We start from the raw sequence: 12,203 nt of genomic DNA, 5'->3' as shown, positions 1-12,203 counted from the left end.
CGGTGTGCAGAACTCGCAGGTGCCGCGAACTCAACTTGAGCCCGCCTCGCAAGGACTTTTTGCACCGCGGTGGAAGTTTCCGCTGTTGCAAAACCATTCGCAGGTAAAACTACGGGACGCATCATGGTGCAAACGTCGCAATCCTCCGATCGAAGGTCGCTCGAGGCGTGACTGCTTGCGTGAATATGACAGGCAACAAAAAAGCCCGGCGTGATGCCGGGCTGTTTGACGTATGCGATGTGCGACCGGATCGTCCGATCGAACGAATGCTGCTAGATCACTCGCGAGGTTACTTTGCGAGCTTACTTGGCGAGCTTGGCGATCTGCGCGGTGAGCCGCGAGACTTTGCGGCTGGCATTGTTCTTATGAATGATGTTTCGCTGCGCGGCGCGCATCAAGGCGGGCTCGGCGTTCGCCAGCGCCGTCACGGCTGCGGCGCGGTCGCCGGTCTTGATCGCTTCTTCGACGTTACGCACGGCACCGCGCATCTGGGTGCGGCGCGACTTGTTGACGGCGGTGCGGCGGGCGATCTTGCGCGTCGCTTTCTTGGCGGAAGTGGTATTGGCCATGGTCTCAATGTCCTTTGCGGGTACCGGTCGCGTCTTGGTCGGGTAGCGCCGGCTTGCTTGACCGCGTAATCGACGCTCGGAATTAGGGTGTTCGGTTGCTAGGCTGTTCCTGGAACACGAGCGACAGCCTTGCGGGCCGTCTCTGAGGCCCAGGGAGCTTCTCAGCCCAAGGAGCCTGCATCTGCTCAAAGAACAGCGGCGGCAGGATTGCGCCCGCCGCCAGTTGGCGCCCTTATAGAGAGGGTCTTTGGCACCGTCAACGCTTTCCGGGGCTGCAAAAGCAACCCCTCAGGGCGCGGATGAATGCTGTAACGCCCTGAAGAGGTTGAATTTCTGCCGTCTCCCTTGTATTGGCTGGCGGCGTTCCGAGGGTCGTCCGATCGGACGACTATAGAGGGTGAGGCATGATCCGCGGCTTTTTCCGACTGATTGGGCTGTTGCTGCTCGCCGGCGGGTTCATCTTCATGGTCTATGACGGCGCCCGCTGGGTCGCCGACCAGACCCTTCGGTTCACCCGCTTCGGCCAGTTCTGGAACGACATCAATCAGGCCAGCCAGACGGCATTCCGGACTTGGGTCGAGGCCAAGGCGCCCTGGCTCTGGACCTCGGTGATCCGGCTGGTGCTGGATCAGCCGGTTTTCGCCGTCCTCGGCATTCTCGGCATCCTCCTGATGATCCTGTTCCGCCCGCGCAAGCCGCTGATCGGCTATTCCCGGGATTGAGCTTTCAATTCGCGACTTGAACCGACCCGCGCGCGGCGTAACAGGGCTGCCCCTTTGCGCGTAAAGACCTATATTCCCAACTGATCGCGAGCACGCCGCCTGAGCGCTTGGCTCATCGCCTTGGCTCAATAGCTTGTCCCAGGCGACGGGCAGCTCGTTCTTGGAGATCCGTCCATGCTGTTCATGCGCAAGACCACTGCATTGCCGAGCGCCACGGAAGCGCTGCCCGGCCGTGCGCAAGCCATTCCGACCGCGACCACCCATTTCGTCAACGGTGCCAAGTTGCAGCCGCCTTATCCCGCCGGTCTCGAGCAGGCGGTGTTCGGGCTCGGCTGCTTCTGGGGCGCCGAGCGCAAGTTCTGGGAGCTCGGCGAGGGCGTTTACACAACGGCTGTCGGCTATGCCGGAGGCCACACGCCGAACCCGACTTATGAAGAGACCTGCTCGGGCCGCACCGGTCACACCGAAGTGGTGCTGGTCGTGTTCGATCCGAACAAGGTGTCTTACGAGAAGCTGTTGAAGACCTTCTGGGAGAGCCACAACCCGACGCAGGGCATGCGTCAGGGCAACGACGTCGGCACGCAATACCGAAGCGCGATCTACACCACTTCAGACGCGCAGAAGACAGCGGCCGATCAATCGAAGGCGCTCTATCAGAAGGCGCTTGCTGCAAAAGGTCTCGGCACCATCACCACCGAGATCGCACCCGCCGGCGAATTCTACTTTGCCGAGGACTATCATCAGCAATATCTGGCCAAGAATCCCGCCGGCTATTGCGGCCTGGGCGGCACCGGCGTGTCCTGCCCGATCGGTGTCGGTGTGAGCGCGTAAGCTAGCCGCGAAGGTGGTGCGACCTCTCCCGCTTGCGGGAGAGGTCGGCGCGTCCCGGGCGATGCGAAGCATCGTCCCGCGCGCCGGGTGAGGGTTCTCTCCTCGAGGGGATTGTCCCGTCGTGGAGGCACCCTCTCCCCAACCCTCTCCCGCAGGCGGGAGAGGGGGCGCACTGCGCCCGTAGCCGCATCGTCGCGCCACCCACGCCCCTCAACGCTTTATTAACCATAACCGGTGCATCACTGAAGCTGTCTCGTTTCGAGGGATAAGTCCGGTGCCGGTTGCACGCGCGTTTCGATGGTCGATCTCGGCAGCGTCCCTGGCAGCGTCCGCCGCGCTGACCCTTGGCGGCTGCATGCAAACCGCTGGTCCCGTCGCGTATGTGCAGCCGCGCGCCGATCTCGATTCGATGGCCTATGGCCAGCCGTACAACGCGCCGCAGCCGGTCGTCGTCGGCAGTGGCGGCGGTGCCATCGCAGCACTCAGCAATTCCTTTGCCTCGCCTGCGCCCATGCCGGTCGGTTATGCCGCACCGATGGCGGCGCCGGTCCGCTACGATTCCTCCTACCATCTCGACGCTGGCGACAGGCTGCGCGTCGTGGTCTATGGCCAGGAAGGTCTCACCAACAGCTACGCGATCGACGCCGGCGGCTCCATCACGATGCCGCTGATCGGCGGCGTGCCGGCACGCGGCCGTACCCCGGCGGGCCTTGCCGGCGAGATCGCCGCGCGGCTGCGCAACGGCTACATCCGCGAGCCCTCGGTTGCCGTCGAGATCGAAGCCTATCGCCCGTTCTTCATTCTCGGCGAAGTCTCCGCGCCCGGCCAGTATCCGTATGTGCCGAACATGACGGTCGAAAGCGCCGTTGCGATTGCCGGCGGCTTCTCGCCCCGCGCCAAGCGCGATGTGGTCACCGTCACGCACACTGAAGCCGGCGGCGCCATGCGCGCTGTGGTGCCGCTCGGCACCCCCTTGAGCCCCGGAGACACCGTGTTCGTCGGCGAGCGCTGGTTCTAGCTCACCTTCTGAAATCCAGCCGCCCGTTCGGAAAACATCCGTCGATCCTGGTGGCATCGACCACCAGCCCAACCCATGGCCGTGTGATCGCCGGATTGGTCAGGTTGATATATTTCCCGACCAGGCGATCCCCGCCGTCGCGCGCCACATCGATCAGCCCGTGCCGGCGGCCATGGTCCCAGTCGAAGCGCAGGAAGATGCGCTCGCCTGTGACCCGCACCTCAGCGCGTCCTTCTTTCCATGCTTGCGGCGTATCGCCGGCAATGGTCGGATCTGCGCCGCCATTCCAGCGGCTGGCCCAGATGCCGTCGAGCGGGTCTGACTGTGCCGCGATTTTTGCCCACGCCGCCGCGTTGACGTCGGCGGCATCGCCGGCAAGCGTGGCGGTTGCGGCATAATCCATGACGTCGCGATCATCAGGCGCGGGCACGTCCATGGTGCCGAACGGATTGCGGATGACGATGTTCGTATTGGCTTGCTGCATCACGATCTCCCGGCGTGGGTTGGCTTTATCGGCCAGCTCTATCGCCGTGCGGCAGGATGCAGCCACCCGATTCCTGCTCGTCATTCCGGGGCGCGAAGCACGAGCCCGAAATGACAGCGAAGACAGCCGCGCGCGCTTCTATTTCAAATGCCTCGCGAAAAATCCCATGCTGCGCGGCCAGGCGACGTCGGCGCTGGCTTTGTCGTAGCTCGCCCGCTCGTCGCAATGAAAGCCGTGCTGCGCGCCCGGATAGACGAAGACCTCCACGTCCGGCCGCTTCGTCTTGATGGTTTCGACGTCGGTCAGGGGAATGCCGGCATCCTTCTCGCCAAAATGCAGCTGCGTCGGCACCTTGGGTGTCTCGTCGGCAAAGCGCACGACTGCGCCGCCGTAATAGCCGATCGCGGCCTTCAGGCCTGACAGCCGTGTCGCCGCGACGAAGGCGACGCTGCCGCCCAGGCAAAAGCCGATGATGCCGACCGGCCCGACGCTCTTCACCGCATCGATCGCCGCCTGGGTGTCGCGCAGCATCGCGTCCCAATCCGGACTGGCGACGAACTTGCGCGCTTCCGCGATCTCGTCAGGCGTGTAGCCGGACTGGAAACCCGGCGAGGTCCGGTCGAAGATCGACGGGGCGATCGCGACATAGCCTTCCCCGGCGAGGCGATCGCAGACCGAGCGGATGTGATGGTTGACCCCGAAAATTTCCTGGATCACCACCACCGCGCCCTTCGCCGTGCCCGCGGGATCAGCGCGATAGGCACTGAGCTGGAAATTGTCGGAGGTCGTCAGCTTGATGTCTTGTCCCACGCGGGTTGTCCTTGTTGGTTGTCACGAATTCACTCTTTCTCCTCATACTGAGGAGCGCGCTCTTGCGCGCGTCTCGAAGAATAGAGGCCGAGATGCAACAGCCGGGCCTGCATGGTTCGAGACGGTGCTTCGCGCCTCCTCACCATGAGGAGGGGCAATCACTCCCACATCCAGTTCTCGCCATAGTCCTCCTTCCATCCCGCCAGCCGGCCATGACGGAACTGCAGGAACAGGCGGTGACGGTAGGGGATCAGTCCGCTGCCGCCGATGTTGCGAAGCGCGAGATAGATCTCGTTGCCGGGACGCCCGCGCACATATTGCAGCGGTTGCCCCAGCGCCCGCGCGGTCTGCCCGGCATCCATGCCGAAGGCGAGCGGCGTGTTGTTCGACAAGGTCGCGACGAAGGGCACGCGGGGTGGTGTCCCGCCGAACTGCTCGGCTTGCGCAGACATCGACAGCAACACCGCGCCCGCAGCCAACATCGCTCGCTTCATTGCCACTGTTCCCGTCCGATCGTCCTATTCCGGCAAGTTCTTCAGGAAAGGCAGCACCGCGTCAACAAAAGCCTGCGGCTGGTCGATGTTGACGGCATGTCCGGCGGCGGGGATCACGACCTTTTCCGCGCCGGGAATTTTCGCGGCCATGTAGTCCGACGCGGCGAGGAACGGCGTGTCGTCGGCGCCGACCACGATCAGGCTAGGCACCTTGATCTCCGGCAGCAGCTCGATCACCTTCGCATCGCGCTGGGTCAGCATGCCGCGTGCGGCGAGCGCCAATCCCCTGGCATTGCGGTGGTTCGCGGTGGCGCGCTCGCGCGTCGCCGCCTTCAGCACGTCGAGCCCTTCGCGGTCGAACTTGTCGGCAGTGGCGAGCGCCCGCGCATTCCAGGCCTCGCGTGCGTCGTCCTCCTTGAAGCCCGGGCCGGTGTCGATGATCAGCAGCGCGCGGACGCGCTTTGGATGCGCGCGAGCGAAGGCCAGCGACATGTAGCCGCCGAGCGACAGCCCGCCGATGATGGCGCGCTCAGTGCCGACCACATCGAGGATCGCCGCCATGTCGCCGACCGTGAGCGCTTCGCTGTAGGCGGCGGGATCGTCGGGATAGTCGGACTGGCCGTGACCGCGCATGTCCCACAGGATCAGCTTGTGGTCCTTCGCGAGCGCATCGACCTGCCCATGCCACATCGCCGAGGTCGATGAGTAGCCGTGGGTCAGCAGCAGCGGCGGGCCTTCGCCATGAACCTCGTAGTAGATTTTGACGCCGTCCCGATCGATCCCAGCCATTGCATGCCTCTTGTTATCTCGTTTCTTCACCCATCCTAGCGCGCCGGGTTACTCGGAGGAAACCGCCGTGCCGCGATGGCCTGCATGTTTGGCGTGCACTCTGTTGCGTCCAGTCGCTGCATGATTGCTGTTCTCGCAACGCACAAGATACGCGCGCCGCGTTTGTTCGATCGATTCCAAATTGCATTTGCCTCCGCGCCTGAACGCGATCATTCTTGCGATCAAGGCTGGCGCCGGCCCGGTGGGCGTCCGTCAACACAAGTTGCCGCCGTAAGCGGCTTCATGCACCGGCAGGGGAAGACGCCTATGCCAACTCTCACCATCAACGGGCGGAGTATGTCCGTGGATGCGGCGAACGACACGCCGCTCCTCTGGGCGATCCGCGAGCAATTGCAGATGACCGGCACCAAGTTCGGCTGCGGTGCCGGGCTTTGCGGGGCCTGCACCGTGCACGTCAACGGCGAAGCCGTGCGCTCGTGCCAGACCATGGTCGGCGATGTCGCCGGCAAGAAGATCACCACGATCGAAGGCCTCGCCGCCAAGGGCGACCATCCCTTGCAGAAGGCGTGGATCGCCGAGCAGGTTCCGCAATGCGGCTACTGCCAGTCCGGGCAGATCATGCAGGCCGCGTCGCTGCTGGCGAAAAATCCCAACCCGACCAAGGAAGAGGTCGTGGCGCATATGGACGGCAATCTCTGCCGTTGCATGACCTATTCGCGGATCCAGAAGGCAATCATGCGCGCCGCAACCGAGATGCGCACCGCATCCGCCTCCGGCAACGAGCGGAGGCCCACATGAATAACCACATCAAGAGCGTCACAGCCGAAACCACAGATCTCAGCCGCCGCTCCTTCCTGGTCGGCACCGCGGCCACCGGCCTCGTGCTCGGTTATGCCGGCGTGCCCGGCATCGGTGAGGCGCTCGCGGCGCCCCAGAACTTCGAGCCCAGTGTCTGGTACGCGATCGCGCCCGATGGTCTCGTCACCGTCACCTGCGGCAAGGCCGACATGGGCCAGCACATCGCCTCCACCATGGCGCAGATCGTGGCCGAAGAGTTAGGGGCCAAATGGAGCGACATGCGCGTGCAGCTTGCCTCCAACGATCCGAAGTTCAACGATCCCGTGCTCGGCGCGCAGATCACCGGCGGAAGCTGGTCGACCATGATGAACTTCGAGGCCATGAGCCGGGCCGGCGCCGCGGGCCGCATCGCGCTGACGGAAGCGGCCGCAGCCGCCATGGGCCTGCCGCCTTACTTCAAGGACGAGCTGGTGGTGCGCGACTCCATGGTCTCGCATCCGAAGTCGAAGAAATCGATGTCGTTCGCCGACATCGTCAAGAGCGGCAAGGCGACCAAAACTTTTACGCCGGACGAGCTCAAGGCGATCAAGCTGAAGACGCCGGATCAATACACCATGATCGGCGTGTCGGTGCCGCAACTCGACATCCCCTCCAAGACCAATGGCACGGCCAAATACGGCATCGACGTGATGATTCCGGGCATGGCCTATGGCGCGGTGGTGACACCGCCGGTGCGCTTCGGCGCCACGGTCAAGTCGGTCGACGACAGCGCCGCCAAGAAAGTGCCGGGCTTCATCAAGGCCGTCACCCTCGACGACAAGACCGGAACGACCTCGGGCTGGGTCGTCGCGGTCGCCGGCACCTATGCCAATGCCAAGAAGGCGGCGCAGGCGCTCAAGATCGCCTATGACGGCGGTCCGAACGCGAAAGTGTCGAGCCAGTCGCTGCTCGACGAGGCCATGCGGCTTCAGAAGCAGGAGGATTCCGGCCAGTTCTTCGTCAAGGACGGCGATCCCGCGGCGGCGTTCGGCACGGCGGCCAAGGTGCTCGAGGCGGAGTACACCACCAGCATCAACATCCATGCGCCGATGGAGCCAATGAACGCCACGGCGGAGTTCAAGGGCGAGATCCTGCACATCTATTCCGGCAACCAGTTCGCGACGCGCTCCGGCGCGATCGCGGCGGGCGCGGCTGGGATCGATCCAAAATTCGTCGTCATGCATCAGATGTGGCTCGGCGGCGGCTTTGGCCGCAGGCTCGATGCCGACATGATGATTCCGGCGGTGCAGGCGGCGAAGGCCATCGGCAAGCCGGTGAAGGTGATCTATACGCGCGAGAACGACATGACGATGGATTTCTCGCGTCCGCTCACCTACCAAAAAGTGAAGGCGGGCGTGGACGGCGACGGCAAGCTCGTCGCGCTCAGCCACGACGTGGTTTCGGCCTGGCCGACTGCGCGCTGGGGAATCCCTGATTTCCTGACGCCATCGGTGGACAAGAAGGGTCCACTCGACTCCTTCACTGTGAACGGGGCCGACTTCTTCTACACCGTGCCCAACCATCATGTGCGCGCGATCAAGAACGAGATGGCGCACAACGCCACGCCGTCCGGCCAGCTCCGCTCGGTCGCGCCGGGTTGGACCTTCTGGGCGGTCGAAAGCATGATCGACGAGATCGCGGCTGCGGCGGGCAAGGACCCCGCCCAGTTCCGCATCTCGCTGCTCGACGGCGCCGGCAAGAACGACGGCGGCGCGCAGCGGCTGCGCAACACACTGCTCGCCGCGATGGGCCTTGCCGGCTACGGCACCAGGAAGCTGCCGACAGGTGAGGGCATGGGCGTGGCCTGCGTCTCGTCGCAGGAACGTGCGACTGCAAGCTGGACGGCCTGCGTCGCCCACGTCGCCGTCGCGCCGTCGGGCAACGTGACCGTGAAGAAGCTCACGGTCGCCACTGACGTCGGCACGCAGGTGCATCCCGACAACATCCGCGCCCAGGTCGAGGGTGCGGCGCTGTGGGGCCTGTCGCTGGCAATGTACGAGAAGGCGACGCTGAAGGACGGTGGCATCGAGCAGACCAATTTCGACAGCTACACGCCCTTGCGCATGAGCCAGGTGCCCGAGGTCGCGATCGCCGTGATCGCCAATGGCGAGAAGGCCACCGGCGTCGGCGAACCCGCGGTGACAGTGATTGCCCCCGCCATCGGCAATGCCATCTTCAACGCCTCCGGCGCCCGCGTCCGGGCCCTGCCGATCACGGCGGAGGCCGTGAAGAGCGCGATGAAGGCGTAAGGCTGGTTGCGATTGTTGATCTGACCTGATCCGCCGGGGGGCAGCCCCCGGCGGATTCGTTTGAGCGTGATACACCGCATCCGCATATTCGCTGTCATGCTCCGCGAAAGCGGGGCATCCAGTACGCCGCGGCTTCTCGGTTCTAGCCGCGCCGTCTCGGAGTACTGGATCGCCCGGTCAAGCCGGGCGATGACGGCAGTGGGTGGGGCGGGGCCGTGCCCAAAATTTCCCTTTGTTATCAATGACCATTCTACTGTGCATGGGGTTGTTTTCGAGGTTTTTGATTGGAACCGCCCGGAGAGGCGAACTCCGTAAAATTGTCACTGATTCCGCAGGGTTCCATTGAGCACGCCTCTTAAGGGCCGGAGAACCTGATCCGGCTTAGGCTTTGGCCCGAAACACGCCCGTGCTCTTGGGGAAGCCATGAACGCCTCAGCCAAACCAGCCGCCAAACGCCGGCTCCTGCTCGCCTCCGACCGGAGCGACGAGAGCAGCGAGCTTGCCAGCATCCTCAGGGCGGTCGGCGACGTCGCGACAGTGACGACGCAGGAGCTCCCCGAGCAGCCCTCGCGCGATCTCTCCGGTCTCGTGGTCGACATCAATCTGCGTTCGCCCGACAGCGTGCAGCGGGTGCGCAACAAGCTGCGTGGCGATGCCTATCGCGCGATGCCTCGTCTGTTCGTGCTTGCCGACGCCCTGCATCACGGCACCATGCAGGCCTGGGCCTTGGGCGCCACCGACACCATCTCGCGGCCGCTTCAGCCCGAGGACATCCTGCAGCGCATCCGTGCGGCCTTCCCCGACACCGCCGTCTACGACGCCACCGATCGCGGCAAGACGCTCAATCGCGGCGTCGAGGCCGCGCATGCGGTGCTGAAGAAGATGTTCGAGAAGCTGCCGCTCGGGGTGCCGCTGACCTTCGACGACGTCATCGCTGCCGAGAGCAAGATCCTGAAGGCGATCAAGCATTCCTCGCTGCGCGAGTGGCTCACCACGGTCGGCTGCCACCATGTCGGCAGCTACCGCCACTGCCTGTTCGTGACCGGATTTGCGGTCTCCTTCGCCCAGCATCTCGGCATGCGCGAGGACGACCAGCGCCGGCTGACCCGTGCCGCGCTGCTGCACGACGTCGGCAAGGCCTTCGTTCCATCCGCGCTGCTCGACAAGCCCGGCAAGCTCACCGACGAGGAGATGGCCGAAGTCCGCCAGCATCCGCGCCGCGGCTATGACGCGCTCGCAGCCCAAGGCGGCTTCCCGCCGGAGATGCTCGACGTCGTGCTGCATCACCACGAATTCCTCGACGGCTCCGGTTATCCCAACAATCTCTCGTCGAACCAAATCAGCGATATCGTGCGGGTCACGACGATCGTCGACATCTACGCGGCACTCGTGGAGAAGCGCGCCTATCGCATGCCATTCACCCACTCGCGCGCGTTTACGATGATGGAAGGCATGGGCGGCAAGCTGGACCAGCAGCTGTTGCAGGCCTTCCGCCCGGTGGCGCTGGGGTCGTTCTGATTTAGGCGTCGTCCTGGCGAAAGCCAGGACCCATTACCCCGAGCGCTCGTTCGGCGAAGACTGTAGCAACGACCATCCGGCCCATTGCATAGATCACGCGGTATGGGTCCTGGCTTTCGCCAGGACGACGTTGTGGTAATCGCCCGAGCTAACTACCCCACCATCTTCCTCAGCTCCGCCTTCGCCACCTTCTCCAGCGTCGAGCGCGGCATGTCGTCGACGAAGCGGATCTCGCGCGGCATCTTGAAGTCGGCGAGGCCGGCGCGGCAGGCGGCCATCACGGCCTCGTGCAGATCAGGCCGCGCAGCGGCGACGCCACCCTGCGGGATAATGAAGACGACCGGCACCTCGTCCAGCATCGGATGCATCTTCGCCACCACGGCGGCCTCGCGCACGCCGGGGACGAGTGCGATCACCTGCTCGATCTCGGACGCCGCGACGTTCTCGCCGCCGACCTTGAGCATGTCCTTGCTGCGGTCTGCGAAGCGGATGTAGCCGTTCTCCAGCCGCACCACGCGATCACCGGTGAGAAAGAAGCCGTGCTCGTCGAAGCTTTCGCGTGTCGCTTTCTCGTTGTGCAGATATTCGGCGAACAGCGACAGGCCGACAATGCCCTTGATCGAGAGATTGCCGGTGTCGCCGACCTCGGTCGGCCGTCCGTCATCGTCGGTGATGCGGATTTCATATTCCGGCGCGGCGCGGCCGATCGACATCGGAATGTTGGGCTGGTCGATCTCGCCGACGATACCGTGGGTGATGGTCTCGGTCATGCCCCACCAGCCTATGATCTTGACGCCGAAGGCGGCGAAGGCCGGCGGCTCGTTGATCGCGGTGCCCCATAAGCGAAACTTGTGATCGCGCGGGACCTCCTGCTCGAGCAGTGCCTTCATGCAGAACGGGATCGTCGAGGTCCAGGTCGAGCCGTGCTCGCGCGCGACGCCCCAGAACCGGCTGGCGGAAAAGCGCGGCTGAATCACGCAGGTGGCACCGACCCATAGCGTCGCCAGCATCGAATAGGCCAGCGCGTTGGTATGGAACAGCGGCAGATAGGCTTGATGCACGTCGCTTGCGTGCAGGTCCTCGTGCGCGGCGTTGATCTTGGCGCCCCACAGCGCGTTGGCGTGGGTCCACAGCACCGCCTTGGGGCGCGATGTCGTGCCCGAGGTGTATTGCACGCTGCACGGCGCGCGCGGATCGATCGGGCGCGTGGGACGGTCGGCACTGTCGGCGAACAACTCCTCAAAGCTGTCGCCGCGTGAGACCGGGTTTGCGGGCGGCGCGCCCGCATCATGCGAGGTCACCGCCATCCAGCGGATGTTGCGGCAGTTCTGGGCGACGATCTCGGCATAGGCCGGCTGCGTGATCGCGGCGACCGCGCCGCAATGATCGGCAAAATAGTCGAGCTCGGCCGGTGCCGAGCGCGTGTTGGTGGTCACCGCGATGGCGCCGAGTTCGACACAGGCAAACCAGGCCAGCAGTGCCTCGATGCAATTGTCGAGATGAATGAGCACATATTCGCCCGGCTTGACGCCGCGCTTCGCCAGTCCCGCCGCGAGCGCGCCGACCCGCTCGTGAAACTCGCCATAGCTCCAGCGCCGCGCGGGCGCGTCGAACGGCGCCCAGATCAGGAACGGATGTGAGCTGCGCACCTCGGCCCGCATCTTCAGCAGCCAGGGCACGTCGAGCCCGTCGAACGGGCCCACGATTCCGGCGGCGGCTTGTGAATTCGGCATCTGTCCTCCCGTGCAGCCTGCATCTTGCTGGCGGCTGCGTTTTGATGATTGCGTCTTCCTGCTCTCTCCGCCGTCATTGCGAGCGGAGCGAAGCAATCCAGAATCCCTTCCCGGAGGCAGTCTGGATTGCTGCGTCGCAAGGGCTCCTC

At 64.5% G+C, this 12,203-nt stretch carries 12 protein-coding genes; 6 read left to right on the top strand and 6 right to left on the bottom strand.

The features are described from left to right. Positions 1-302 precede the first annotated feature (302 nt). Positions 303-569 (bottom strand): 30S ribosomal protein S20, encoded by a 267-nt coding sequence (gene rpsT / locus BRA1417_RS0103650; protein WP_007598259.1) that lies wholly within the window; start codon positions 567-569, stop codon positions 303-305. 404 nt (positions 570-973) lie between these two features. Here rpsT and BRA1417_RS0103645 point away from each other — a divergent pair, with 404 nt between their 5' ends. The 3 genes from BRA1417_RS0103645 to BRA1417_RS0103635 all read left to right on the top strand — a co-directional run bounded on the left by BRA1417_RS0103645 (position 974) and on the right by BRA1417_RS0103635 (position 3,140). Continuing rightward, positions 974-1,291, top strand: a complete 318-nt coding sequence (locus BRA1417_RS0103645; RefSeq protein WP_007616084.1) for a hypothetical protein — start codon at positions 974-976, stop codon at positions 1,289-1,291. A gap of 174 nt (positions 1,292-1,465) precedes the next feature. Then, on the top strand, positions 1,466-2,122 hold the full coding sequence (msrA, locus tag BRA1417_RS0103640; protein WP_027514653.1) for a peptide-methionine (S)-S-oxide reductase MsrA: 657 nt from the start codon (positions 1,466-1,468) through the stop codon (positions 2,120-2,122). Between the two features lie 274 nt (positions 2,123-2,396). Beyond that, on the top strand, positions 2,397-3,140 hold the full coding sequence (locus BRA1417_RS0103635) for a polysaccharide biosynthesis/export family protein (protein ID WP_027514652.1): 744 nt from the start codon (positions 2,397-2,399) through the stop codon (positions 3,138-3,140). A 1-nt stretch (position 3,141) separates the two neighbouring features. On the opposite strand, the gene BRA1417_RS0103630 is transcribed toward BRA1417_RS0103635, so the two are convergent. From BRA1417_RS0103630 to BRA1417_RS0103615, 4 genes are all read right to left on the bottom strand, one after another. After that, positions 3,142-3,624 carry a hypothetical protein gene (locus BRA1417_RS0103630; RefSeq protein WP_027514651.1) on the bottom strand — a complete coding sequence of 161 codons (483 nt, stop codon included), beginning with the start codon at positions 3,622-3,624 and terminating at the stop codon, positions 3,142-3,144. Between the two features lie 138 nt (positions 3,625-3,762). Then, on the bottom strand, positions 3,763-4,434 hold the full coding sequence (locus tag BRA1417_RS0103625; RefSeq protein WP_027514650.1) for a dienelactone hydrolase family protein: 672 nt from the start codon (positions 4,432-4,434) through the stop codon (positions 3,763-3,765). 158 nt (positions 4,435-4,592) lie between these two features. Then, positions 4,593-4,928, bottom strand: coding sequence for a hypothetical protein (locus BRA1417_RS0103620; protein WP_027514649.1), 336 nt, complete (start codon positions 4,926-4,928; stop codon positions 4,593-4,595). A 24-nt stretch (positions 4,929-4,952) separates the two neighbouring features. Beyond that, positions 4,953-5,717 carry an alpha/beta fold hydrolase gene (locus BRA1417_RS0103615; protein WP_027514648.1) on the bottom strand — a complete coding sequence of 255 codons (765 nt, stop codon included), beginning with the start codon at positions 5,715-5,717 and terminating at the stop codon, positions 4,953-4,955. 306 nt (positions 5,718-6,023) lie between these two features. On the opposite strand from BRA1417_RS0103615, the gene BRA1417_RS0103605 reads away from it, so the two are divergent. The 3 genes from BRA1417_RS0103605 (at position 6,024) to BRA1417_RS0103595 (ending at position 10,321) form a co-directional block, all read left to right on the top strand. Beyond that, positions 6,024-6,515 carry a (2Fe-2S)-binding protein gene (locus BRA1417_RS0103605; protein ID WP_027514647.1) on the top strand — a complete coding sequence of 164 codons (492 nt, stop codon included), beginning with the start codon at positions 6,024-6,026 and terminating at the stop codon, positions 6,513-6,515. After that, a complete protein-coding gene (locus BRA1417_RS0103600; protein WP_027514646.1) occupies positions 6,512-8,803 on the top strand; it encodes a molybdopterin cofactor-binding domain-containing protein in 2,292 nt (763 codons plus the stop codon). The genes BRA1417_RS0103605 and BRA1417_RS0103600 overlap by 4 nt, the downstream gene beginning before the upstream one ends. Positions 8,804-9,226: 423 nt before the next feature. Then, the gene (locus BRA1417_RS0103595; protein ID WP_027514645.1) at positions 9,227-10,321 is read left to right on the top strand and encodes an HD-GYP domain-containing protein; all 1,095 of its coding nucleotides are present in this window, start codon (positions 9,227-9,229) and stop codon (positions 10,319-10,321) included. A 152-nt stretch (positions 10,322-10,473) separates the two neighbouring features. Here BRA1417_RS0103595 and BRA1417_RS0103590 read toward each other — a convergent pair whose 3' ends face one another. After that, on the bottom strand, positions 10,474-12,054 hold the full coding sequence (locus BRA1417_RS0103590; RefSeq protein ID WP_027514644.1) for an ATP-dependent acyl-CoA ligase: 1,581 nt from the start codon (positions 12,052-12,054) through the stop codon (positions 10,474-10,476). Positions 12,055-12,203 lie beyond the last annotated feature (149 nt).

The sequence above is a fragment of the Bradyrhizobium sp. WSM1417 genome (assembly GCF_000515415.1).
Lineage (GTDB): Bacteria > Pseudomonadota > Alphaproteobacteria > Rhizobiales > Xanthobacteraceae > Bradyrhizobium.
Note: the sequence above shows the minus strand (reverse complement) of the source record. Positions and strands in the feature narration are given on the sequence as shown.

Excerpts from the sequence above, each read along its gene's own strand:
- BRA1417_RS0103605 (WP_027514647.1), top strand. The coding sequence starts at position 6,024 with ATGCCAACTCTCACCATCAACGGGCGGAGTATGTCCGTGGATGCGGCG.
- BRA1417_RS0103620 (WP_027514649.1), bottom strand. The coding sequence starts at position 4,928 with ATGAAGCGAGCGATGTTGGCTGCGGGCGCGGTGTTGCTGTCGATGTCT.
- rpsT (WP_007598259.1), bottom strand. The coding sequence starts at position 569 with ATGGCCAATACCACTTCCGCCAAGAAAGCGACGCGCAAGATCGCCCGC.
- BRA1417_RS0103630 (WP_027514651.1), bottom strand. The coding sequence starts at position 3,624 with ATGCAGCAAGCCAATACGAACATCGTCATCCGCAATCCGTTCGGCACC.
- BRA1417_RS0103645 (WP_007616084.1), top strand. The coding sequence starts at position 974 with ATGATCCGCGGCTTTTTCCGACTGATTGGGCTGTTGCTGCTCGCCGGC.
- BRA1417_RS0103615 (WP_027514648.1), bottom strand. The coding sequence starts at position 5,717 with ATGGCTGGGATCGATCGGGACGGCGTCAAAATCTACTACGAGGTTCAT.
- msrA (WP_027514653.1), top strand. The coding sequence starts at position 1,466 with ATGCTGTTCATGCGCAAGACCACTGCATTGCCGAGCGCCACGGAAGCG.
- BRA1417_RS0103595 (WP_027514645.1), top strand. The coding sequence starts at position 9,227 with ATGAACGCCTCAGCCAAACCAGCCGCCAAACGCCGGCTCCTGCTCGCC.
- BRA1417_RS0103590 (WP_027514644.1), bottom strand. The coding sequence starts at position 12,054 with ATGCCGAATTCACAAGCCGCCGCCGGAATCGTGGGCCCGTTCGACGGG.
- BRA1417_RS0103600 (WP_027514646.1), top strand. The coding sequence starts at position 6,512 with ATGAATAACCACATCAAGAGCGTCACAGCCGAAACCACAGATCTCAGC.